Origin of the sequence: Myxococcus sp. AM010 (genome assembly GCF_013372585.1) — a bacterium.
Taxonomy (GTDB): domain Bacteria; phylum Myxococcota; class Myxococcia; order Myxococcales; family Myxococcaceae; genus Myxococcus; species Myxococcus vastator.
Genome location: NZ_JABXEO010000018.1, coordinates 34945 through 57874 on the forward strand (window position 1 = coordinate 34945; position 22930 = coordinate 57874).

The window sequence follows — 22930 nt, forward strand, 5'->3', positions numbered from 1 at the left end:
CTGCCAGGGGAGAACATGGGGCGCTGGCCCGTGGATGGCTGCCCGTCCCGGAGCGCCACGTCGGGGGGCAGCCGGGCGGGCGGGCCCGTGCGCCGTCGCCCCGTTGCTTCAGCCTCCGCCAGGCGCGCGCTTGAAGGCCTGGGTGGTGACCTGGAAGAGCAGGGTGCTGGCCACCAGCGCCAGCACGATGCCGATGCCGCGCAGCCGCAGCTCGTCACGGAACACCAGGGACAGGGCCAGCGCGCTCAGCAGCACCACGGCCGCCACGCGAAGCACCTGTCCCCGCTGCATGGCCCCCGAGCGCGCGGGCTTCGCCTGGGCCAGGACGGGGATGCTCGCCGCCTTGCGCCAGGTGGTGGCGGTCTCCTCCCGGACGTCGTCCTCCGCGTCCACCAGCCCCTGGACGTAGGCCCGCTCCACCTCCAGCAGGCTGGGGTAGACCAGCTCGCCCTCCGGCGTCCGCACGACGTATCCCATGCGCCCTCCTCCCGGCCGTCCGTCAGGACAGCTCGGTGGCAATCTGCTCAGCGACGCGCAGTCCATCAATGGCGGACGACACGATGCCGCCCGCGTAGCCACAGCCCTCGCCCGCCGGGTAGAGGCCCTTCATGGACACTGACTGCAAGTCTTCGCCGCGGGTGATGCGCACCGGCGACGACGTGCGGCTCTCGATGCCGATGAGCTTGCCCTCCTCGCTGATGAAGCCGCGCATCTTCCGCTCGAAGGTGCGCAGGGCCTGCTTCAGCGACTCGGTGAGCCGCTCCGGGAAGAGCTGGTTGAGGTCCGTGTGCGCCAGGCCCGGGCGGTAGCTGGTGTCGCCCGGGGCCTTCTTCACGCGCCCGGCCAGGTAGTCCGGAATCGTCTGGGCCGGGGCGTAGAAGCGGCCTCCGCCCAGCTCATGCGCCTTGCTCTCCCAGTGGCGCTGGAACTCCAGGCCCGCCAGCGGACCGCGGAAGCCCTCGCGCTCGAAGTCCGCCACGGACACGGACACGACGATGCCCGCGTTGGCGTAGCGCGCGTTGCGCCGCGAGTTGCTCATGCCGTTGGTGCACTGGAGCCCGTCCTGCGTGGGCGTGGGCACCACGATGCCGCCGGGGCACATGCAGAACGAGTAGACGCCGCGCACCTCGCCGTCCACCTCCAGGTTCTCCGCCAGCTTGTAGTCCGCCGGGGGCAGGCGCGGGTTCTTGGCCGCGTTGCCGTACTGGATGCCGTTGATGAGCGCCTGCGGGTGCTCGGCGCGGAAGCCCAGGGCGAAGGGCTTGGCCTCCACCATCACCTGGCCGTCGGCGGCGAAGCGCTCGTACAGCTCGCGCGCGGAGTTGCCGGGGGCCAGGATGACGCGGTTGCTCTCGAGCGTGCGGCCGTCGGACAGCTTCACGCCCGCGATGTGGCCATCCTTGTAGAGCAGGTCGTCCACGCGCGTGCTGAAGTGGACCTCGCAGCCGCCGGCGATGAGCTCCTCGCGCAGCTTCGCCACCGCGCCGGGCAGCAGGTCCGAGCCGATGTGCGGCTTGCCCTCGATGAGGATGTGGTCCGGCGCGCCGTAGCGGGCGAAGGCCTCGATGACCTTGCGCACCATGGGGTGGTTGATGCGCGTGGACAGCTTGCCGTCCGTGTACGCGCCCGCGCCGCCCTCGCCGAAGTTCATGTTGCTCTCGGGGTCCAGCGTCCCGTCGCGCATGAGCTTCGCCACGTCCTTGCGGCGCGACACCACCTCGCGGCCCCGCTCCAGCAGGATGCTGCGAACGCCGCGCTCCAGCAGGCCCAGCGCGGCGAAGAGCCCCGCGGGGCCCGTGCCGATGATGATGGGCCACTGCTCCGGCGCCTTCACCGGGGCCAGCGGCTCCGGAGGCGGCGGCGCCTCACCCACGTCCGGTGGCAGCTTCGCCGGCTGCTTGCCCCGGGCCAGCTCCACCTCCAGCGTGTAGATGTAGCGCGGGCTGCCCTTCTTCCGCGCGTCCAGCACGGAGCGCACCACCCGCACGGACGCGAGGTCGGAGCGGGTGACGCCCAGCTTCTCCGCGGCGCGCTGACCAAGCAGCTCCTCCGGCTCGTCCAGCCACAGCCCGATGTTGTTCACCCGATACGCCATGACCATCCGCTCCTGGTGGGGCGCGTATCTCGCCGCCCCGTTGAAAGATTGCAAGCCCTTGAAATCCGGGTGCGAACCCGCTGATGCACCCCCCCTCGCCAATCCCCCGTACCGCCGAGAACTGCGCAACCGCGTTCGCACTGCCCTCCAGGGCCTTCCGGGGCCTTGGTCTACTTCAACCCTTGGGAAATGTTGAGGAATCCGTGTGGATGAGATTGGCTGGCACGGGGGTTGAAACAGGGCCGTATCGTGATTAGGCGGGGCTCCTTCCCGGCCGCTTCATGGAGGCACTGACCTTGAGCACCGATCAAAAGGGCACCCGGATCCTGGCGCGCACGTTCTTCAACCAGCTGCGCGCGAGCGGCTACACCCCGCACCAGGTGATTGGCATCGCCACGGAGCTGCTCGAGCTGGTGACGACGGACATCAAGGAAGGCGACAAGGCGACGGCGGTCCAGGCGGCGCAGGAGCATGCCCCGGAGCTCCGCCCGCACGCCTGAGCTGGAAGCGTCAGGCGCGGGGCGCCCCTTGCTCCCGCCTCCGCTGGTACGCAGCCGCGCCGGCGATAAAGAGCAGACCCGCGGTGAGGGCGCTGAAGACGCTGCTGGCCGTCTGCGTGGCCTGGAGCGCCATCAGCACGCCGCCCGCGGTGAAGGCGGCCACATCCACCCACGCGGGACGGCGCCGCGGCAGCACCAGCACCAGGACGCAGGCCGTCAGCGGCAGCCCCAGCACCACCTGGCGGACGATGGCGTCGGTGCTGGTGCGCACCGTGTCCCAGTTGTGCACCAGGATGGCGGCGAAGATGACCACCGTGCCCAGCGCGAGCACCAGCACGCCCGCGGCGGCGGCGTCCTTGGCCAGCCGGGCCTTCTCGTCGAACTGCTGGACGGCCAGGTCCACCAGGTGCTCCAGCGCGCTGTTGAGGATTTCGGCGAAGAAGATGAGCAGGACGCAGAAGATGAGCGTCACCTTCTCCGCGAGCCCCAGCGCGATGCCGCTGCCCACCAGCCCCACCAGCACGGCGGCGATGAGGTGGACGCGCATGTTGCGCTGGTAGATGACGGTGTGGATGAGCCCCGCCCACGCATGGCCGAAGGAGGCGAGCAGCCCCGAGCCGTGACGGGGAGGGAAGGACGCGGGTGGCCGGGCAGGTGCGTTCATCGATGGCGAAGGCGCGGGGGAGGCTAACACCCGTGGGACGGATTGCCCCTTCGTCATGAAGGGGTATGGTCCGACCCTGTGAATGCCCCTTCCTACCCGCTTCGTGTCCGTCTGGGTGGCGCACTTCTCGCGCTGGTGTTGACTTCCTCCCTGGCCCGCGCCGAATCCCACGCCGCGCACGACCCTGCGCTGGACGAGGGGGCGTGTGGCCTGGAGCCGCCGGGCGCGCGGTACGTGCCGATGCCCGGGCCCCGGCCGCATGAGACGCGCCGCCTGTCCGCCGAGGAGCCGCCCGTGGTCCGGCGTGAGCTCCGGCCGGGCGCCTCCGGGACGAAGTCGGGCGTGCCGCAGACGCGCCAGCGCACGGGCGCGCTCTCCGGCAAGGTGGTGTACCTGAGCCCGGGCCACGGCTTCACGCGCAGCGCGCCGCTGAACCGCTGGGCCACGCAGCGGCCGAACACCTGGGCCGTGGTGGAGGACCTCATCTCCGCCGAGGTGCTCAACCAGTACCTGCTGCCCATGCTGACGGGCGCCGGCGCCACCGTGGTGCCCCTGCGTGAGCCGGACCTCAATAGGCACATGGCCATCGTCGACGACGGGCAGGCCGGCTACTCGGAGGACGGCGACGTGTTCGACGCCTCCGCGCAGCCCGGCTGGGGCACGCCGCCCACGCCCATGGGCAACGGGGTGGAGCCCTTCGCGCTGGGCACGACGCGGGTGATGGCCTCCGCGCGCGGTGTCACCGCGAGCGCGACGTGGGCGCCGGAGCTCCCCGCCGAGGGCAGCTACCACGTCTACGTCTCCTACGCGGCCGACCCCACGCGCGCGCCGGACGCGCACTACGTGGTGAAGCACGCGGGCGGTGAGAGCCACTTCCGCGTCAATCAGCGCCGTCACGGCGGGACGTGGGTGCTGCTGGGGCGCTTCTATTTCAAGGCGGGGCAGCACCCGGACTCCGGCGCGGTGGTGGCGTTGAATGACACGGCGGAGGGCGGCACGCTGTCGCTGGACGCGGTGCGCTTTGGCGGTGGCAGCGGCGTCATCGGTGACGATGCGATGGCGCCCCTGGCGCGGCCCCGCTACGAGGAGTCCGCGCGCTACCATGTGCAGTTCAGCGGCGCGCCGCGCACGGTGTACGCGCCCACGGGGGCCAACGCGCTGTCCAACGAGCGCAACGCGGACGTCACCGCGCGCCCGCGCTTCGCCGCGTGGCTGCACGAGGAGGGCGAGGACGCGGTGTACGTGGCGTGGCACACCAACGCGTCCACGTCGGGCAACGTGTCGGGCTCGGAGGCCTACGTGTACGGGCCCAACCCGGTGGACGGCACGCTCAACTTCACCGGGTTCCCGGGCAGTGACGTGCTGGCGCGGGCGCTGCTGGACGAGCTGGCGCGGGACATGCGCCGCGAGGTGGACCCGAGCTGGCGGGTGCGCAACCTGCGCTCGGCGAACCTGGGCGAGGTGAACCCCACGCACAACAACGAGATGCCGTCCGTGCTGCTGGAGATCGCCTACCACGACAACGTCACCGATTCGAACCGGCTGAAGGAGCCCGCGTTCCGCCGGGTGGCCGCGCGCGCCATCCTCCAGGGCCTCATCAAGTACTACGCGGCCCGGGACAGCGTGCCCGTCGTCCTGCCGCCCGAGCCGCCCGAGGCGGTGGCCGCGCTCAACGGCAGCGGCGGCACGGTGGAGCTCCGCTGGGCGGCGCCGCCGGCCAACCCGGACGAGGAGGGCCGCGACGCGCCCACCGGCTACCGCGTCTACCAGAGCGCGGACGGGCTGGGCTGGGACGACGGCACGGACGAGGCGGGCCTGTCGTTCCGCGCCACGCTGGCGCCGGGCACCACGCGCTACTTCCGCGTGGCCGCGGTGAGCGCGGGCGGCGAGGGCTTCCCGTCCGCCACCGTGGGCGTGCGGACGCCGGGCGGCGCGGAGTCGCCGGTGCTGGTGGTCAACGGCTTCGAGCGGCTGGACGCCTCCCAGGCGTGCGCCGAGCCGCTGGACGCCTACGACCTCCAGGCGCCCGTCCGCCTGCTGGTGGAGACGATGAACGACGGCACCTACGTGCGCCGCCACGGCGCCGCGCTGGCGCACGCGGGCACGGCCTTCGACAGCGCGACGCGCGCGGCGGTGGCGGCGAACCTGGTGACGGTGGGCGCGCCGTACCGGCTGGTGGACTGGTTCACCGGGCGGGGCGGGGCGGGAGGGGTCCGGCCTTCCCGTGAGGAGCAGGATGCCCTGCGCGGCTTCGTGATGCAGGGCGGGCACCTGCTCCTGTCGGGGAGCCACGTGACGTCGGCGCTGGCCGTGGGCTCGGCGGAGGACCAGGCCTTCCTGGCGGACATCCTGCGCGCGGCGCCGGGCAGTGGGAAACCTCTATTCTCCGTGGAGGGGGTGCCGGGCGACTGGCTGGCGCAGCTCTCCGGGGTGGCGCTGGATGACGGCACGCGGGGCGGCTACGCGGTGGGCGTGACGGACGTGCTGACGCCCGCGTCGGGTGGCTCGTCCGTGCTGCGCTACGTGGGAACCGAGTGGGCGGCGGGCGTGGCGTCGGCGCCCAACGGGCGGGTGCTGCTGCTGGGGATGCCTTTCGAGGCCATCGTCAGTCCGGTGCAGCGCGCCGGGCTCATGTCCTCGTTCCTGGTGCATGCGGGCCTGCTCACCCAGGCGCCTCCGCCGCCGGCCGAGGAGTCCGGCGCCGCGAGCCTGCTGACCGCCTGCGTGGCGGCGCGGGGCGTGGACCCGCACCCGCCGCCGGAGCCGGAGCCGGAGCCTGAACCCGAGCCGGAGCCCCATCTGGTGGGGGTGCTGCCGCAGTTCTATCCACTGGGCGATGCTGGCTGTGGCTGCGGGGCGGGTGGGGGAACGGGCACCGCTGTCTGGCTGTTGCTTGGGGTGATTGTTCAGCTTCGGCGTGCGCGTCGCCGCGGGGATGTCGCCGGGCGTTGACTCGGCGGGTCGCGATGCCTACGGTCGGCCGCCCTCGATTTTGACGTGACGACCCGTGGGTGCCTGGCACCCACTGCTCAAGGAGACGACGAACATGGCTACCCGGATTGCCATCAATGGCTTTGGCCGCATCGGTCGCTGCATTCTGCGCGCGGTGCTCAGCCGCAAGGAAGACCTCGAGATTGTCGCCATCAACGACCTCGACAAGCCCGCGGCGCTGGCGCACCTGTTCAAGTACGACTCCGTGCACCGCACCTGGCCGGGCACGGTGAAGGCGACGGAGAAGGGCATCGTGGTGGACGGCAAGGAGATCACCGTCACCGCGGAGAAGGACCCGACGGCGCTGCCCTGGAAGAGCCTGAACGTGGACGTGGTGCTGGAGTGCACCGGCCGCTTCACCGCGCGCGACGGGGCGGAGAAGCACCTGAAGGCGGGCGCGAAGAAGGTCATCATCTCCGCCCCGGCCAAGGGCCCGGACATCACCATCGCCTACGGCATCAACCACAACGAGTACGACCCGGCGAAGCACCACGTCATCTCGAACGCCTCCTGCACCACCAACTGCCTGGCGCCCATCGCCAAGGTGCTGGTGGACAACTTCGGCATCGAGAAGGGCCTGATGACCACGGTCCACAGCTACACCAACGATCAGCGCATCCTGGACCTCACCCACGAGGACATGCGCCGCGCCCGCGCCGCCGCGCTCTCCATGATTCCCACCAGCACCGGCGCCGCGAAGGCCATCGGTGAGGTGATTCCGCAGCTCAAGGGCAAGATGCACGGCCTGGCCGTCCGCGTGCCCACCCCGAACGTGTCCCTGGTGGACCTGACGGTGAACACCGAGAAGAAGGTCACCGCCGAGGCCGTCATCGAGGCCTTCCGCAAGGCCGCCGAAGGCCCGCTCAAGGGCGTGCTGGAGTTCAGCGACGCGCAGACGGTGTCGGTGGACTACAACGGCAACCCGCACTCGGCCATCTTCGACTCCACCAACTGCTTCGTGGTGGGCGACAACCTGCTCAAGGTCATGGCCTGGTACGACAACGAGTGGGGCTTCTCCAACCGCATGGTGGACACGGCGAAGTTCCTCGTCTCCAAGGGCGTCTGAGTCCCAAGGGCGTTCCGGGCACCGAGAGAGGGAAGGACCGAGATGATCCGTTACATCGATGATCTGCAGCTGACCGGGAAGCGCGTCTTCATCCGCGTGGACTTCAACGTCCCCATGGACGGCCGGCGCGTGACCGACGACACCCGCATCCGCGAGGCGATGCCCACCATCCGGCGCGCGCTCGACATGGGCGGGAAGGTCATCCTGGCCTCCCACCTCGGCCGTCCCAAGGGGCCGGACCCGAAGCTGTCGCTGGAGCCTGTCGCCGCGCGGCTCGCCGAGCTGCTCGGCGGCAAGCACGAGGTCATCCTCACCGACGACTGCGTCGGTGACGGAGTGAAGAAGCAGGTGAAGGAGCTCAAGGAGGGCCAGGTGGTCGTCCTGGAGAACCTCCGCTTCCACAAGGAAGAGGAGGCCAACGACGAGGCGTTCGCCCGCGAACTGGCGGCGCTGGCGGACGTCTATATCAACGACGCCTTCGGCACCGCCCACCGCGCCCACGCGTCCACCGCGGGCATGGTGCCCTTCGTGAAGGAGAAGGCCGCCGGCTTCCTGATGCGCAAGGAGATTGAGTACCTGGGCAAGGTGCTCAAGAACCCGGACAAGCCCTTCGTGGCCATCCTGGGCGGCTCGAAGGTGAGCGACAAAATCAAGGTCATCGAGAGCCTGCTGCCCAAGGTGGACGCGCTGCTCATCGGCGGCGCCATGGCGTACACCTTCCTGAAGGCGCAGGGCGTCGAGGTGGGCAAGTCCCGCGTCGAGGGCGACAAGCTGTCGCTGGCCACGCGCCTGCTGGAGGCGGCGCACCGGTTCAAGACGCAGCTGGTGCTGCCGGTGGACCACATCGTGGGCACCGAGCCCACGGAGAACAGCCCCGCGCAGGAGACGCCGGACAACGCGATTCCGCCGGACATGATGGGCCTGGACATCGGTCCCAAGACGCGCGCCATCTACTCGCAGCACATCCGCGACGCGAGGACGGTGGTGTGGAACGGGCCCATGGGCCTGTTCGAGGTGCCCAAGTTCGCCGAGGGCACCCGCTCCGTCGCCGCGGCCATGTCCATCAACACGCAGGCCACCACCGTCATCGGCGGCGGGGACAGCGCGGCGGCCGTGGAGCAGATGGGCTTCGCCGACAAGATGAGCCATGTGTCCACTGGTGGAGGTGCGTCCCTGGAGTTCCTGGAAGGACGCGACTTGCCGGGCATCAAGGCGCTGGAGACGCGGTAGGCTCCGCGTCCGACACACCAAACACCCCTGGGGGGCACCATGGCCACCGCGCGTCGCCGGAAGATCGTTGCTGGCAACTGGAAGATGAACAAGTCGGTACCGGAGGCGCTGGCCCTGGTGCGGGACCTGCGGGGCCAGGTGGCCTCCCTGGGGGACACGGTGGAGGTGGTGGTGGCGCCGCCGTTCGTGGCGCTGCAGCCGCTGCATGTGGCGTTGGAAGGCGCGCCGCTGGCGCTGGCGGGGCAGAACTGCCACTGGGAGTCCTCGGGCGCCTTCACGGGTGAGATCTCCGCGCCGATGCTGGCGGAGCTGGGGTGCGCCTACGTCATCGTGGGGCACTCCGAGCGCCGGCAGCTCTTCGGGGACACGGACGAGCAGGTGAACAAGCGGGCGAAGGCGGTCCGCGCGGCGGGGATGACGCCCATCATCTGCGTGGGTGAGACGCTGGCCGAGCGCGAGGCGAACCAGACGCTGGCGGTGGTGGAGCGCCAGGTGCGCGGGGCGCTGGAGGGCTTCGGCGCCAAGGACGTGGCGGGCTTCGTGCTGGCCTACGAGCCGGTGTGGGCCATTGGGACGGGGCGCAACGCCACGGCGGCGCAGGCGCAGGAGGTCCACGCGGCGATCCGGGGCCTGATTGAGCGGCTGTATGACGGGGAGACGGCCGGGCGGGTGCGCATCCAGTACGGCGGCAGCGTGAAGCCGGACAACGCCGCGGAATTGCTGGGGCAGCCGGACGTGGATGGGGCGCTTGTCGGGGGCGCGAGCCTGAAGGCGGGCGACTTCGCGGCCATCGTCAAGGCGGCCACTTCGAGTTGATCCAGGAGGCGGGCGGAAGATGTTGTCACCCGTTCACTACTTTGGTGTAGGGTGCGCCTCCTTTCACGGAACGTCTGAAAGAGTCCACATGCTGACCTTCGTCACGATCGTGCACGTCCTGGTGTGCGTGTTCATGATCTTCGTCATTCTGCTCCAGCCGGGTAAGGACGCCGGTATGGGCTCCGCGCTGGGCGGTGGTGCCGCCACGAGCGCCTTCGGCGGCCGGGGTGCGGTGACGTTCCTCAGCAAGCTGACCGGCGTCTTCGCCGCGCTCTTCTTCTTCAGCTCGCTCGGCCTGTCCTTCGTGGGGCTGCGCTCCTCGGTGGCGGCGGGTGGCTCGGTGGCCACGCCTCCGGCGCAGACGGCCCCGGCGACCCCGGGTGGCGCGGCGCCGGGCAGCATGGAGCAGCCGCGCGGCGAGCAGTCGACCCCGCCTGTCGAGGGAGGTGGCAACCCGGCGACGGATGAGGCCGCTCCCGCGGCGCAGGAGCCGGCTCCGGCGCAGTAGGCTTCGTGGTACGCGGTTCGAAGTAGGAAGAATCTGATTCACGCAGCGGTTGAGATTGTCGTTGCGTGAATCAGCAAGCTCCGGTAGATGGACGCCGCAGCAAACGCCCAGGTGGTGGAACTGGTAGACACACCATCTTGAGGGGGTGGCGCCGAAAGGTGTGCGGGTTCGAATCCCGCCCTGGGCACTCCGAATCAGGCCTCCGAGTCGAAAGACTCGGGGGCCTTTTTCGTTTCTGGGGCCAGGGTGGCGCAACCCATGAGCTTGTCTCGGCCCGGGCGTGGGGACCCTTCGGGGGAACTCATACGCGTGTGGGCGGCTGTCTGGTCCGACGTTGCCATGGGGACTATTTTGAGCGCAGCCCTCCCACCAGTGGATGGGATCAGCGGGAGCATCCGTCGTCGGGTCGAGCACGAATCCGGTCATCCCTCGCGAACGCAACCCCGCGAGCAGGCGGTCTTCTTCAATTCCTCACTCGCGAAAACGCATCAGGCCTAGGCGGGAAACCCCGCTCGAAAAAGTCGGCCTGCCCCTGACGGTTGTCCGGAGGCAGGCATGCCCTTCCGCCAATCCCCGACCTGGAAGCAAGTCCTCCTCTGGGCGAGCAGTGTCCTGCTTCTGGCCTGTGCGGGCAGCCCACGGACCGCGCGCAAGGACTTGCGCCTCGACACGGAGTCCGCCGCGCGCATCCGCCATGCCTCGTCACTGGGGCAGGCCGCGAGAGCGTTGGCTTCCACTTCTCACGCGGCTTCCGCCGTGCTCGCTGGCTCCGTCCCAGTTCTGGTCACGCTGCTGGAGAGCGACAACGCAGTGGCGGACCTTGAGGACCGGCTCTGGGCGTGCGCCCGGCGCGCCGACCAGCAGGTCAATGCGGCGCTTTTCGGGGCCGTGCACCGACACGGCTGGAGAGGACTCCCGAAGTCCAGGCCTGCCCCGACTCCGTAGGCATCCCGTGCTCCTTCCTCCACACTGCCTCTCCAGTCGCACGTCCACGTCGATGGCGCCGCCCACCTCACGCAGCTCTCTGTCACCGCCACTCAGGCTCGCGCGGCGACACGGGGGGGCGTACGCTCCGCGTCGTGGGTCAGTGGATCGCCACACCACTGGCGAAGCGCGGCCCTCAGTCCATGGGTACCCGTCCGGGTGGGAGCCCACGCGACAATGCCATCCGGCCGGATGAGCAGTGCGGCGGGCAGCTCCTTCCGGTTCGTGAGCTTCCCCTGCCTCACGTCGAGCCGCCCCTCCCAGCCGCTGCCGGCACATGCGGCGAACAGGCCCTCGGGTGTCTGGTCTACGAGCACGAAGCGGCGCGTTCGGAGCAACTCGTACACGCGGGAGGCCTCACCGCCCTGCTCGAGGTGGGCGTCTGGAATGCCGCGGCCCACCATCGCGTGAGCATCGGCGCCGCGCGGGGGGGGATAACGCAGCGACTGGCCGGTGAGCTCCTTCACCACCGGGAGCTGGAATGCCTTGACCTTCATCGTCTGCATGATGAGCCAGCGGATGAAACGCAAGGGCGCGGCGCTGGAGATCTCATACTTGTACACCAGGTCAGTCTTGCGCAGGGTCGCCGCCGCGATGGGGTGCCGCTCCTGCTCGTACGAGTCCAGCAGCCCCTCGGGCGCCCAGCCCTCGAGTTCGGCTTTCAACTTCCAGCCCAGGTTGATGGCGTCCTGGATGCCGACCTGCAATCCCTGCCCACCGGATGGAATGTGGGTGTGCGCCGCGTCTCCAGCGAGCAGCACCCGGCCGACGCGGTAGCGCTCCGCCTGGCGCTGATCGCTGCGGAAGCGGGACATCCACAGTGCCTCGTGGATACCCAGGTCCATGCGGAGGATTTCCGTCACGCTCTCCTGGATCTCCTCCAGCGTCACGGGTTGTTCGACGGGAACGTTCAGGCGCTTGCGGTCCAGCACCACCAACCGGAACGTGCCATCGCCATAGGGGAAGACGGCCACGGTCCCCCGCCCGCACGTCCGGGCATGCACCGGAGGGTTTGGCGGGTGCTTCAGGTGCACGTCGGCGGTGATGAGCGAGCCGTCATACGACATCCCGTGGAATGGCACGCCGGCCAGGGAGCGCACCGCGCTACGGACGCCGTCGCAGCCCACGACGAAGCTGGCGCGCTCCGTCCACGGCCCGTTCGGCCCCTCGACCTGGAGCGTCACCCCGGCGGCGTCCTGCTCCAGTCCCATCACCTGCGCCCCGCGGATGATGTCCGCGCCGGATTGGCGGGCCCACTCCTCCAGGACGTCCTCGGTTCGGTTCTGCGGGATGATGAGCATGTAGGGGAACCGGGAGTCCAACATGCCGAAGTCCAGGTAGCTCTTCCCATCCCCCAGGGGGCCGTGGCGCCAGGGCAACCCGTGCTTCGCCATGGTGTCCGCCACACCCCGCATGTCCAGCAACTGCATCGTGTAGGGGGTGATGCCGAAGGCGCGGGACCAGGAGGAGCGCTGGGCCCGGCGCTCCAGGACCCGGCAGGGGATGCCCGCTCCGGCGAGGTCGGCGGCGAGTGCCAGGCCGGTAGGTCCAGCTCCGACGATGATGACCTTCGGGGCGAGCGACACGGTGTTCCTTTCGCTTGGGGGGCGGTGAGCTGGGTGGGCTCAGTTCAGCTCAATGGACTCGTGGATGTTGCCTCGTGCGACGGGCCGGGCCAGGGACGTCCCCGCGGGGTGGATGACCACGGGCAACCCTTCTCGTGGCACGAGGGAGATGCGCATGGCGCGGTTGACGCTCGTGCCGGAGACGAGGGATGGGCGGAAGCGCTGCAGCACCATGGACAGGATGAGCTTCATCTCCAGCATGGCCATATGGCGCCCCAGGCAGTTGTGGGGCCCCGCGCCGAACGGCATGTACTCGTACACGGTGGGGTTGGTGGACTTCCAGCGCAGGGGGTCGAACTTCAGCGGACGCGGGAAGAGCTCGGGGAGGCGGTGCGTAACGAACCCGCTCGCGAACACCATGGCGCCCTCGGGGATCTCGTACGGTCCGAGCTGACAGGACTCACTGGCGTAGCGCATCAGGAAGGACGCAGGGGGGAACAGCCGCAGGCTCTCCTTGAGGACCAGGTCCAGGTACTCGAGCTTCTTGAGCTGTTCTAGCGTGGGCGGCGCGCCGCCCAGCGTCGTGCGCAGCTCGTCCACGAGCGTGTTCATGACCTCGGGGTGCTGATCCAGCAGGAACAGGGTCCACGTCATGGAGGCGGCGCTGGTTGAATGGCACAGCACGTTGTAGGCCTCGCCGATGAGTTCGTTGTCGGTGAGGGCGTTGCCATTCTCGTCTCGTGCCGACACCAGCGCGGAGAGCACGTCCAGCCCCTCTCCCGGCTCCTGCCGTTTGCGGCGGATGAGCCCGGCGAGGATCTGCTCGATTTCTTGTGCCACCCGCAGCATTTGCCGGTAGGGCGTGCCGGGCAGATTGAGCCGCAGCAGCATCGTGGTGGGGGCGGCGGCCAGGGTGAGCAGCCGTTGGATGAGGCTGTGCAGCCGCACGCCGGTGCCATCGAGTGAATCCAGGCCGAACATCGTCTGCATCGCCACGCGCACGATGAGTCGCATCAGGTCCAGGTCGATGCGTTGCCGCTCGCCGACCCGCCAGCTGTCCAGCTCGTGCTGCGTGGAGGCGATGATCGTCTCCCGGCACGCCTCGATGCGCTGCACCCGGAAGGCGGGCTGCATGAGCGTACGGTGCTTGCGGTGCGCGTCTCCGTTGAGCCGCAGCAGGCCGAAGGTCAGCCGCTCCATGGATGAGTCGCGCGGCAGGTTGCTCTCACGGAACGCGTCCACGATGAACCGCTCCGGTTGGGTGAACAGGAGCTTGTTGTAGTCCGGGCCGAGCGCGTACACATGGCGCGGCTTGCGCGGATCCCACGCGCTGACGGGCCCATAGCGCCGGAACGCCTCCGTGAAGTGCGCCGGTGGATCCCGCAACATCTTCAAGCCCTGGATTTGCCAGCCAATCACTGGAACATGGCGCGGCCCGGGAAGGCGCGCCCCGGGCCGAGTCTCCGTCGCAATCATTCAGACCTCCTCAATGTGCAAGCCGGAGGGCCATGGCGCTCTGGCGTATGCCCCGCGGGGCCGTTCAGGACTCTGGGGAGGGGCCATGGCCCTCGGACGGGGGGCCATGTCCCAGGTGATTACTGAGCGGGCCGCTCGGCGGAGGCAATCACGAAGTCCAGATTCTCGAACGTACCGAACCTGCGCAGATATGCCTGGGCCACCCACCGCACGAGCGGATTCATCCGCTGGGCCACCGCGCCATCGCCCACGCGACGCAGGAGGAACGCGGAGTAGGGCGGGCACACGTCCTCGCGGATGGAGCGCACCTCCACGTGGGTGTAGCCCATCTGCTGGAGCTTCGTGGCGTAGACATCGGCCGTGTACATGTTGACGTCCGCGACGTGCATGTTGCGCCGCTCGAAGGCACCCACCTTGTAACCAGGGCGCGGCAGGATGTCCGCGAGGACGATCTGCCCCCCGGGCTTCATCACGCGGAGGGCCTCGCGAAGGAAGGCTTCCCGCGAGCTGAAGTGGTGGGAGGCCTCGACGCACGTTACCTTGTCGAACGTGGCGGGCTCGAAGGGCAGCTCCGTGGCCGAGGCGGCCCACAGGCCGAACCGGTCCTCCAGCCCTTGGGCCTTGACGCGATCAGCCACCACTTTGAGCTGGTACGTGCTGATGTTGACCGCGTCGATGCGCGTCGGCCCGAACTCCTCCATCCAGAAGAGATCCTGGTCTCCGAACCCACACCCCACGTCGAGGAGCCGGTCACCCTTGCCCAGCCGGGCTGTCTCCGCCACGAGTCGCACGAGCGCGCGGGCGGCTTCGTCCAGCGTCTTGGGCTGGTCCTTCCAGTAGCCCATGTTCATGAACATGCTCTCCTCGGAGAGGGAGCCGCCCCGGGCCAGAAGCCCGTAATGCGCTCGCACGCGGTAGTCGTGCAGGCTCAGCTTGCGGTATGCGTTTTGAAGAATGCTCATGGGACACGTTGGCTGGGGTTGGGGTGTGCCAGGATGCGGGCGGTAGTGCCCGGGAGGGCCGCCGCCCACGCGCCCTTACTTGGCGCCGATGAGGACACCGTGGGGCGTCCAGGCGCCGCAGGGGATGCGTTGGGCGCTCTTGAAGCCCGCGTCCTTCATCCACCCCTCGTACTGCTCGTAGGAGTAGATCATGCCGCCCTCGGCCGGGATGGCGGCGAAGTACACGCTGTCCAGGGCGGCCATCAGCGGACCGTCGCCCTCGTCCTTGGAGATGGAGCTGAAGATGACCACCCGTCCGCCGGGCGTCAGCGCCTCATGGGCCTTGCGCAGCAGGGCCGTGTTCTCCTCGGGGGTCCAGATGACGAGCTGGTGGGAGAAGAGGACGCAGTCGTGACCCGTGGGGAAGGCCTCCGCGAACATGTCGCCCGCGTGCACCTTGACGCGAGCCGACAGACCCATCTCCTCTATCCGGCGACGGGTGATGGGCGCGGTGCCGGGAATCTCCAGGACGGTCACCTCGAGGTTGGGGTAGGCCTTGGCGAGCGCAATGGCGTTCACGCCGTCGCCGCCACCCACGTCCAGCACCTTGCGAACCTGGGTGAAGTCCACGCTCTTGAAGAGCAGCGGGTTGGACAGCTCCGACCACGAGCGCATGTAGTCGTAGAAGTAGCGCTCCAGGTGAGGGTTCTCGGACAGGCGGTGGTACAGGTCACGGCCCGTGCCCCGAACGCGGCGCAGGCCCACGTTCTTGTTGGTCCGTAGCGACTCGGTGAAGTCGACCTGGCCCTCGTAGCAGATGTGCTGCTCGAAGCCGACCACGGCCTTGAAGCTCGCCCAGGTCCCCTCCTCGAACAACTGCTCGACGGCAGCGGCGTTGCGGTAGGTGCCGTTCACCCGTTCCGTCAGCCGGAGCGAGGTCGTGCCGAGCAGGAGGATGTCGATGGCGCGGGGCTGGAGCTCCAGGCGCCTGGCGATCTCTTCCTTGGTGCTGTTGGGCTTGCTTCGCAGCAGCTCAAACAGATTCAGCTCGCACGCCGCGTTCAGGTACTGGAAGGCGGATGCGCCGAACAGGATGAGGGTGAGATCGTCCAGGGACAGCGGGCCGGTGGCGGGCCGGGCCGCCACCGTCAGAAGGGAGTTGTCAGTCTTCATGATGGTGTCTTCCACTCCTCGTGGTCTGTCGTCATCGTCTGGATGACGGCAAGGCTCCGCCCCTGCTCCTGCGAGAGGGGCATGTGTGCGTTGCATCGGCTTGTGAGTCTGCGAGCTGTGACTGCTACCGCATTGCTTCACGTAACCGCTTGGGCCGCATGTCCTTCCAGGCTTCCTCGATGTGCGCCACACAGTCGCGGCGCGTCCCGCGGTAGCCCTCATCGCTCCATCCCGCCGGGTTGGGTTGATCCTCCGGCCAGATGGAGTACTGCTCCTCGTGATTCACCACGACCTTGCACTTCACGGAATCATCACTGCCAAGAAAGGTGGCCATCAAATGCCCTGGCGCGAGTGCTGCGCGAGTCTTGGTTGTGTTTGATGAAATGGTTGTTTGGCAGGCAGAGTGGAATGGGCTGCCGCCGGGCTCAGCTCTTTACGAGTTGGAGGCGCACGCGCTTGAAGTGGTCGAGGATCTCGATTGCTGACTTCTCAGTGCGCTCCGCCATCAGGAGGCTGGTGCGCTCGGTGCCCACGAAGCTGGAGCAGACAAGCTTGTGTGAGTCATAGGTGTGGGAGATCGACGCGTAGAATGCCTCGCGATAGGGCTCCAGGGCGGGGTCCAGGGCGGAGAACAGGGGCCGCATTCCTGAGAGGATCTTGACCAGGTGCTCGTGATCGCGCCAGCGCAGGCCGGTCATTCCCGGGGGCGCAATGGGCGGCATGAGGGTGGGACGAACGGATTTTTCGTATGCGTTGTAGGAGTAGTCACCCGTGAAGCGGAGGGCGGACTCCGCACCCATCATGATGGTCGTGGCCCGCTCGAAGTTGACCTGGGCGGACGGGATGTCTGAGGCATTGATGTCACGGGTCAACCCATTGAGGACCACGGACAGGCCTTGCACAATGGACATGAAGACATAGTGGCCTCGGGTCCAGCGTCGCAGTGCGTCGCGCTCGCCCTCGCTGGTGGAGCGCGGAGGCGGCATGGGAACCTCTTCGTCCCGCGCGGGAGGGCGGCCCAGGAAGGTGTCGAAGAGGGTGTTGTAGGCGGCACGCAGCTGGCCCCACGCCTGCGGCTCCAGATCTGTCCCGTTGACGAGCGCTTCGTCCAGGAGCGTCGCGAAGCCCTGCAGGGTGCTATGCACGAGCAGGGGCATGACCTCTCCCTGGACGCGCACGATGAGGAATGCCCGGTCATTGTCCCGGTTGCCCTGGGACTCTTCTGGATCCTCTCCCACGGCTTGGAAGTCCTCGGGGCGGAGCCCGAGCCGGGTAATGGCCTTGCGGGTCGCTGACAGCGTTTGAGCTTCTGGCGCCCGTCGGTACTGCGTGGCCAGGGGCTCAAGACACGCAACCTCATTACCGCTCAGCTCCCTGTGCTCCCGGGGCAGTTGCTCCGGGCGCAACAGATAGAAGTTTTCTGTCACTGTCGTTCCCCCTGGCTAAAAGAGAGCCCCACGCGCTGCGCGGGGAATCCCGGAATCGGCAGTGTCAATACTATCAATCAGATTGATTGACAAGTAAGCAAGACGCGAATTAGGTTTGGGCGCCGCTAAGTCAGGATTGAGGGGTGATCCTGATGGCATGCCGTTCCGATTCCTTGCATGCCGCTGCTGTCACGTCGAGGAGACGAATGCGTCACACGCTGGTGGAGTTGCTCCAGGAGCGTGCGCTGAGTGAGCCACGCCATGAGGCGTTCACATTTCTTGGGGATGCGGGGGCACCCGCAGTGCGGGTGGACTATTCCTCCATGGATGTCTTGGCCCGGGCCATCGCGGCGCATTTGCAAGCCGATGGTCGGGTGGGGGAGCGGGCACTGCTTCTCTATGCCCCGGGGCCGGAGTACGTGGCGGCCTTCTTTGGTTGTCTTTATGCGGGCGTTGTTGCCGTTCCCGTCTATCCACCGGATACAGCGCGGCTGGAACGCAGCCTGCTGAGGCTTCGCACCGTCGCGAGGGATTCACGCGCGAGCGTGGTGCTCACGACCTCCTTCTTGCAAGGGCTGGCGGGAGCGATGTTCGAGCTGGCTCCCGAGCTAGGGCGGCTGAGCTGGGTCGCCACGGATGGCATTGCGCTGGAGGAGGCGGGGGCCTGGACGCCGCCGGGACTGAGCGGAGACTCCGTGGCCTTCCTGCAGTACACCTCCGGTTCGACGACGGACCCCAAGGGGGTCGTGCTCACGCATCGCAACCTGATGCACAACCTCTCCGTCATCCATGAGCGCTTCCAGTTGAGCCGCAGCAGCCGCGGCGTCATCTGGTTGCCGCCGTATCATGACATGGGCCTCATCGGCGGAGTGCTCACCCCTATCTTTGGGGGCCTTCCCGTCGACTTGATGTCGCCGCTCTCGTTCCTGCAGGAGCCCTTGCGCTGGCTGAAGACGCTCTCCGAGCGGAGGGGGACATGCAGCGGCGGGCCGAACTTCGCCTACGAGCTGTGCGTGCGGAAGATCTCCGACGAGCAGAAAGCCGGGTTGGACCTCTCCTCGTGGGAGCTGGCCTTCTGTGGCGCCGAGCCCATCCGGCCCGACACGCTCGAGGCGTTCAGCAAGGCGTTCGAGCCGTGCGGTTTCCGTCGTGAGGCCTTCTACCCCTGCTACGGCCTGGCGGAGGGCACGCTCATCGTTACTGGCGTGAGCAAGGGGCGGGTGGCCCGCGTCGAGCACTTCCAGCGCGGGGCGCTGGAGGCGCATCGGGCGGTCGCGGCCTCGTCCCCGCGGGAGGCCGCGCGCGACACCGTGCGGCACGTGAGCTGTGGCACGGTCGTGCCGGATGAGCAGGTCCTCATCGTGGACCCAGAGTCGCGCACCGAGCTTCCTCCAGGGCACATCGGAGAGATCTGGGTACGTGGCCCGAGCGTCGCGCAGGGGTACTGGCTGCGCCCCGAGGAGACGGCGCGGACCTTCCAGGCCCGCCTGGCTGGTGGGGCGGGGGAGCCGTGGCTTCGCACGGGGGACCTCGGCTTCCTTCATGACGGGGAGCTCTTCGTCTCCGGCCGGCGCAAGGACCTGCTCGTCATCCAGGGCCGCAACTACTACCCCCAGGACCTCGAGCTCACCGTGGAGCGCAGCCACCCCGCGCTGCGCCCCGGTTGCGCGGCGGTGTTCTCCGTGAGCGTGGGCGCGTCGGAGGAGGTGGTCGTCGTCCAGGAGGTTGATCGCCGCTACCCGGGCGGGGACTGGCCGGACGTCATCGCCGCCATCCGGCGGGACATCTCCGAGCAGCACGCGCTGCGCGTCCACGCCGTCGTCCTCATCAAGTCCAGCAGTCTCCCGAAGACCTCCAGTGGCAAGGTGCAACGCGGCGCCACCCGCGAGGCGTACCTCGAGGGCCAGCTCGACACCGTCAGCGCGGACACCGCGCAGGAGCCCGTGGGCGAATTCTCGCTCTCCCGCGCCTCGTTGCTGGAGCGCCCCGAGGCCGAGCGGCTTCCCGCCCTCGTCGCGTACCTTGCGAGCGCGGCCGCCCGCGCTGGGAGCCTGCCACGCGCCATCCTCACCGGAGAGGCTCGGCTCCCAGCCCTGGGCTTGGACTCCCTGGCCCTGGTCGAGTTGAAGCACCGCATCGAGCAGGACCTGGAGGTGGCGCTAGAGCTGCGCCTGCTCCTGGAGGGCCCCACGCTCGGCGCGCTGGCCGTGCACCTGCTGGAGGCCGCAGGGCGGGACGCGCGGCCGGTTTCCGCGCCGACGCCGGGCACCGGGGAGCGACTGCCCGTGCCCCCCGGGCAGCGCGCCCTGTGGTTCCTGCACCAGCTCGCCCCCGACTCGCCAGGCTACACCATCGCGCGAGCCATCTGTCTTCAGGGGGCGCTGGATGTCGAGGCCCTGCGCCGCGCGTTCCAGTCACTCGTGGCACGGCACCCGGCGCTGCGCGCGACGTTCCCGATGGTCGGCGAGGAGCCAGTCCAGCAGGTCCACGCCCACGTCCCGGCCTCCTTCCAGGTGGTGGACGCGAGCGGTGATGACGAGGCCGCGCTGCGGCGCAGGCTTCTGCGGGAGGCCTACAGGCCCTTCGACCTGGGGCGCGGGCCGTTGCTGCGGACCCACCTCTTCTCCCGCGCGGCGCACGCGCATGTGCTGCTGCTGTCCGTGCACCACATCATCGTGGACTTCTGGTCGCTCGCGGTGCTCGTCGACGAGCTGCGCCGGTTGTATGAGGCGGGGGGCGACGGGGTGGTGCTGCCCCCGGTGGGCCAGCCCGCGGATGCCATCCGTTGGCAGGCCGAGTACATGGCCGGCCCCAGCCACGAGGAGGATTGGGGGTACTGGCGCCAGCGGCTCGCCGGCCCCCTGCCTCGCCTCGAGTTGCCGGCGCCAGCCCTGTCCTCTTCCGGCGCCGCGCCCTCCGAGCCGTACCACCGGTTCATGCTGGGCGGGGCGCTGCGGCAGCGCGTGGCGGCCTTCTCGCGCAAGCGGGGGCTCACCCCCTATGTCACGCTGCTCGCCGGCTTCCATGCGCTGCTGCATCGCCTGACCGGCCAGGACGACATCGTCGTGGGCTCGCCCGTGGCCACCCGGAATTGGAAGGGCGCCTCCCGGCTGGTGGGCTACTACGTCAATACGCTGCCGCTGCGCGTGGCGCTGTCGGGCGAGCCCAGCTTCTCCCTGCTGGTGGACCGCGTGGGTGAGGCGGTGCGGGGGGCGCTGAAGCACCAGGGCTTCCCGTTTCCGCTGATGGTCGAGCGCCTTCAGCCAGAGCGGCTTGGCGACCGCACCCCCATCTTCCAGTCGCTGTTCGTCTACCAGCGGGCGCCGCTGTCGGAGCAGCCGGAGCTGGCGGGGTTCGCCGTCGGTGATGGTTCGGCGCGGCTGCGACTGGGCGAGGCCAGCATGTCCCTGCTCCCGCTGCCGCCAGGGGCCGCCCAGTTCGAGCTCACGCTCGCGGTGGCGCCGGTCGGTGAGGGGCTGGCCTGCACGCTGGAGTACGACACGGCGCGGTTCGATGCCGGCACCGCCGAGCGCCTCGGGGCGCAGTACGAGCGCCTGCTGTCGGCCGCGCTCGACGCGGAGGACACCCCCGTGTCGCGGTTGCCCCTGTTGCCCGAGGCGCAACGCGAGCAGCTCTTGCGTCACTGGAACGCAACCACCCGGCCGTATCCCGAGGACGCGTGCCTTCACCATCTGGTCGCGGCCCAGGCCAAGCGAACGCCGGAGGGGATCGCCCTGGTGTGTGGCGCCGAGCGGCTCACGTACGCGGGGTTGATGGCGCGTGTCCGGACGCTGGCCGCGCGGCTGCGCCGGCACGGCGTGGGTCCGGAGGTTCGCGTCGGTGTCTTCTCCCTCCGTACCGCGGACCTGGTCGTGGGCCTGCTCGCGGTGCTGGAGGCCGGTGGGGCGTACGTGCCGCTCGACCCGAATTATCCGCGGCAGCGCCTGGACTTCATCGTGCGCGACGCGGAGATGCCCGTCCTGCTCACGCAGCGTGCGCTGGCCTCGCGGCTGAGCCCGCACGGGGCCCGCCTCCTGTTCCTGGAGGAGCCGGACACGCAGGAGGGCTCCCTCCCGACGCCTGCGCCAGTCCAGCCCGAACAGCTGGCGTACGTCCTCTATACGTCCGGCTCGACGGGGCAGCCCAAGGGCGTGGCCATCTCCCATCGCAGCGCCGCGACGTTCGTGCAGTGGGCCGGCGAGACGTTCTCCACGGAGGAGCTGACGGGCGTCCTGGCGGCCACCTCCATCTGCTTCGACCTGTCGGTCTTCGAGCTGTTCGTGCCGCTGAGCCACGGCGGCCGGGTCATCCTGGCGGACACCGCGCTGCACCTGCTGGAGCTGCCCGCGGCGTCCGAGGTCACGCTCATCAACACCGTGCCCTCCGCCATCACGGAGCTGCTCAACGCGAGTGGGATTCCTTCTTCCGTCCGCACCATCAACCTCGCCGGGGAGCCGCTCACCAGCGACCTGGTGGCCCGGTTGTACGCGGAGACTCCGGCGGCCCGGGTGATGAACCTGTACGGCCCCTCGGAGACCACGACGTACTCCACGTACACGCCGCTGCCCGCCCAGGCCGTCGAGCCCGTTAGCATCGGCAGGCCCGTGGCCAACACCCAGGTCTACGTCCTGGACCGGCACCTCGCGCCGGTGCCCGTGGGCGTCCGGGGCGAGCTGTTCATCGGGGGCGCGGGTGTCGCCCGCGGCTACCTCGGCCGGCCGCGGATGACGGCGGAGCGCTTCCTACCGGATCCCTTCTGCGAGACTCCAGGCGCCCGGATGTACCGGACGGGTGACATCGTGCGCTACCGCGCGGAGGGTTCGCTCGAATTCCTGGGCCGCGCGGACCACCAGGTGAAGGTGCGCGGCTTTCGCATCGAGTTCGAGGAGATTGAAACGGCGCTGCGCAACCACCCGGCCGTCAGGGAGGCCGTCGTCGTTGCCCGCGGCACGGGGGCCGAGCGGCAACTGGTGGCGTACGTCGTGCTGGCCGCCCACGGCGAGTCCCTGGTGCCGGAGCTTCGTGAGCACCTGCGCGGCCGGCTCCCCGACTACATGGTGCCCGGCGTGTTCGTGGTGATGGAGGTGCTTCCGCTCACACCCAACGGAAAGGTCGATCGCGCCGCGCTGCCGGAGCCACGCGCCAGCTCGCTCGCTCCGGGCCAAGACTACCTGGCGCCGCGCGACGAGCTGGAGGCGCGCATCGCGGCCATCTGGGAGGGGCTCCTGCGGCGCGAGCGGGTCGGCGTCCACGACAGCTTCTTCGATCTCGGCGGCAACTCGCTGCTGGCCACCCGGCTGGCCACCCGGCTCGCCGCGGCCCTGCAGGTCCAGGCGGGGGTCCGCACGGTCTTCGAGCACCGGACCGTGGCCGCCCAGGCCGCGCACTTCACGCAGGCCACCAAGACGCACCAGGCTCACTCACCCATCGTCGCCCAGCCCCGGGTTCCGTACCGCGGCCGTTAGCGCCATGCATCCAGAACACCCTCTCGAGG

16 protein-coding genes and 1 tRNA gene are annotated in these 22930 nt (G+C 69.2%); 8 read left to right on the top strand and 9 right to left on the bottom strand.

The window, feature by feature from the left end:
- Positions 1-108: 108 nt before the first annotated feature.
- Together HV826_RS11855 and HV826_RS11860 are read right to left on the bottom strand one after the other, a co-directional pair.
- Entirely contained in the window at positions 109-477 is a 369-nt protein-coding gene (locus HV826_RS11855; protein WP_176417120.1) for a hypothetical protein, read from the bottom strand.
- 22 nt (positions 478-499) lie between these two features.
- Positions 500-2095, bottom strand: coding sequence for an NAD(P)/FAD-dependent oxidoreductase (locus HV826_RS11860; protein WP_176417121.1), 1596 nt, complete (start codon positions 2093-2095; stop codon positions 500-502).
- A 296-nt stretch (positions 2096-2391) separates the two neighbouring features.
- Here HV826_RS11860 and HV826_RS11865 point away from each other — a divergent pair, with 296 nt between their 5' ends.
- The gene (locus tag HV826_RS11865; protein ID WP_255217170.1) at positions 2392-2595 is read left to right on the top strand and encodes a hypothetical protein; all 204 of its coding nucleotides are present in this window, start codon (positions 2392-2394) and stop codon (positions 2593-2595) included.
- Between the two features lie 10 nt (positions 2596-2605).
- Here the strand turns inward: HV826_RS11865 and mprA are convergent, their stop codons facing one another.
- Positions 2606-3259: an MprA protease, GlyGly-CTERM protein-sorting domain-containing form gene (mprA, locus tag HV826_RS11870; RefSeq protein ID WP_176417123.1), complete on the bottom strand. Its 654-nt coding sequence runs from the start codon at positions 3257-3259 to the stop codon at positions 2606-2608.
- Between the two features lie 78 nt (positions 3260-3337).
- On the opposite strand from mprA, the gene HV826_RS11875 reads away from it, so the two are divergent.
- The 6 genes from HV826_RS11875 to HV826_RS11900 all read left to right on the top strand — a co-directional run bounded on the left by HV826_RS11875 (position 3338) and on the right by HV826_RS11900 (position 10057).
- Positions 3338-6211: an N-acetylmuramoyl-L-alanine amidase gene (locus HV826_RS11875; RefSeq protein ID WP_176417124.1), complete on the top strand. Its 2874-nt coding sequence runs from the start codon at positions 3338-3340 to the stop codon at positions 6209-6211.
- A gap of 94 nt (positions 6212-6305) precedes the next feature.
- The gene (gap, locus tag HV826_RS11880) at positions 6306-7316 is read left to right on the top strand and encodes a type I glyceraldehyde-3-phosphate dehydrogenase (RefSeq protein ID WP_176417125.1); all 1011 of its coding nucleotides are present in this window, start codon (positions 6306-6308) and stop codon (positions 7314-7316) included.
- Between the two features lie 42 nt (positions 7317-7358).
- The gene (locus HV826_RS11885) at positions 7359-8546 is read left to right on the top strand and encodes a phosphoglycerate kinase (RefSeq protein WP_163782739.1); all 1188 of its coding nucleotides are present in this window, start codon (positions 7359-7361) and stop codon (positions 8544-8546) included.
- 39 nt (positions 8547-8585) lie between these two features.
- A complete protein-coding gene (gene tpiA, locus HV826_RS11890; RefSeq protein WP_176417126.1) occupies positions 8586-9362 on the top strand; it encodes a triose-phosphate isomerase in 777 nt (258 codons plus the stop codon).
- 88 nt (positions 9363-9450) lie between these two features.
- Positions 9451-9870 carry a preprotein translocase subunit SecG gene (gene secG, locus HV826_RS11895; protein WP_176417127.1) on the top strand — a complete coding sequence of 140 codons (420 nt, stop codon included), beginning with the start codon at positions 9451-9453 and terminating at the stop codon, positions 9868-9870.
- Between the two features lie 105 nt (positions 9871-9975).
- Positions 9976-10057, top strand: a tRNA-Leu gene (locus HV826_RS11900).
- Positions 10058-10907: 850 nt separating this feature from the next.
- Here HV826_RS11900 and HV826_RS11905 read toward each other — a convergent pair.
- The 6 genes from HV826_RS11905 to HV826_RS11930 all read right to left on the bottom strand — a co-directional run bounded on the left by HV826_RS11905 (position 10908) and on the right by HV826_RS11930 (position 17166).
- Complete coding sequence (locus HV826_RS11905; RefSeq protein ID WP_176417128.1) at positions 10908-12440, bottom strand: FAD-dependent monooxygenase; 1533 nt, start codon at positions 12438-12440, stop codon at positions 10908-10910.
- Between the two features lie 39 nt (positions 12441-12479).
- Positions 12480-13895: a cytochrome P450 gene (locus HV826_RS11910; RefSeq protein ID WP_176417129.1), complete on the bottom strand. Its 1416-nt coding sequence runs from the start codon at positions 13893-13895 to the stop codon at positions 12480-12482.
- A 119-nt stretch (positions 13896-14014) separates the two neighbouring features.
- Positions 14015-14857 carry a methyltransferase domain-containing protein gene (locus HV826_RS11915; protein ID WP_176417130.1) on the bottom strand — a complete coding sequence of 281 codons (843 nt, stop codon included), beginning with the start codon at positions 14855-14857 and terminating at the stop codon, positions 14015-14017.
- Positions 14858-14932: 75 nt separating this feature from the next.
- On the bottom strand, positions 14933-16009 hold the full coding sequence (locus HV826_RS11920) for a methyltransferase (RefSeq protein ID WP_176417131.1): 1077 nt from the start codon (positions 16007-16009) through the stop codon (positions 14933-14935).
- 124 nt (positions 16010-16133) lie between these two features.
- Positions 16134-16343 (bottom strand): MbtH family protein, encoded by a 210-nt coding sequence (locus HV826_RS11925; RefSeq protein ID WP_176417132.1) that lies wholly within the window; start codon positions 16341-16343, stop codon positions 16134-16136.
- Positions 16344-16434: 91 nt separating this feature from the next.
- Positions 16435-17166 (bottom strand): hypothetical protein, encoded by a 732-nt coding sequence (locus HV826_RS11930; protein WP_176417133.1) that lies wholly within the window; start codon positions 17164-17166, stop codon positions 16435-16437.
- A 476-nt stretch (positions 17167-17642) separates the two neighbouring features.
- On the opposite strand from HV826_RS11930, the gene HV826_RS11935 reads away from it, so the two are divergent.
- Positions 17643-22901: a non-ribosomal peptide synthetase gene (locus tag HV826_RS11935; RefSeq protein ID WP_176417134.1), complete on the top strand. Its 5259-nt coding sequence runs from the start codon at positions 17643-17645 to the stop codon at positions 22899-22901.
- Positions 22902-22930 lie beyond the last annotated feature (29 nt).

Coding starts and splice junctions, on each gene's coding strand:
- HV826_RS11855 (WP_176417120.1), bottom strand. CDS start 477: ATGGGATACGTCGTGCGGACGCCGGAGGGCGAGCTGGTCTACCCCAGC.
- HV826_RS11860 (WP_176417121.1), bottom strand. CDS start 2,095: ATGGCGTATCGGGTGAACAACATCGGGCTGTGGCTGGACGAGCCGGAG.
- mprA (WP_176417123.1), bottom strand. CDS start 3,259: ATGAACGCACCTGCCCGGCCACCCGCGTCCTTCCCTCCCCGTCACGGC.
- gap (WP_176417125.1), top strand. CDS start 6,306: ATGGCTACCCGGATTGCCATCAATGGCTTTGGCCGCATCGGTCGCTGC.
- HV826_RS11885 (WP_163782739.1), top strand. CDS start 7,359: ATGATCCGTTACATCGATGATCTGCAGCTGACCGGGAAGCGCGTCTTC.
- tpiA (WP_176417126.1), top strand. CDS start 8,586: ATGGCCACCGCGCGTCGCCGGAAGATCGTTGCTGGCAACTGGAAGATG.
- secG (WP_176417127.1), top strand. CDS start 9,451: ATGCTGACCTTCGTCACGATCGTGCACGTCCTGGTGTGCGTGTTCATG.
- HV826_RS11910 (WP_176417129.1), bottom strand. CDS start 13,895: ATGATTGCGACGGAGACTCGGCCCGGGGCGCGCCTTCCCGGGCCGCGC.
- HV826_RS11915 (WP_176417130.1), bottom strand. CDS start 14,857: ATGAGCATTCTTCAAAACGCATACCGCAAGCTGAGCCTGCACGACTAC.
- HV826_RS11920 (WP_176417131.1), bottom strand. CDS start 16,009: ATGAAGACTGACAACTCCCTTCTGACGGTGGCGGCCCGGCCCGCCACC.
- HV826_RS11925 (WP_176417132.1), bottom strand. CDS start 16,343: ATGGCCACCTTTCTTGGCAGTGATGATTCCGTGAAGTGCAAGGTCGTG.
- HV826_RS11930 (WP_176417133.1), bottom strand. CDS start 17,166: ATGCCCCTGCTCGTGCATAGCACCCTGCAGGGCTTCGCGACGCTCCTG.
- HV826_RS11935 (WP_176417134.1), top strand. CDS start 17,643: ATGCGTCACACGCTGGTGGAGTTGCTCCAGGAGCGTGCGCTGAGTGAG.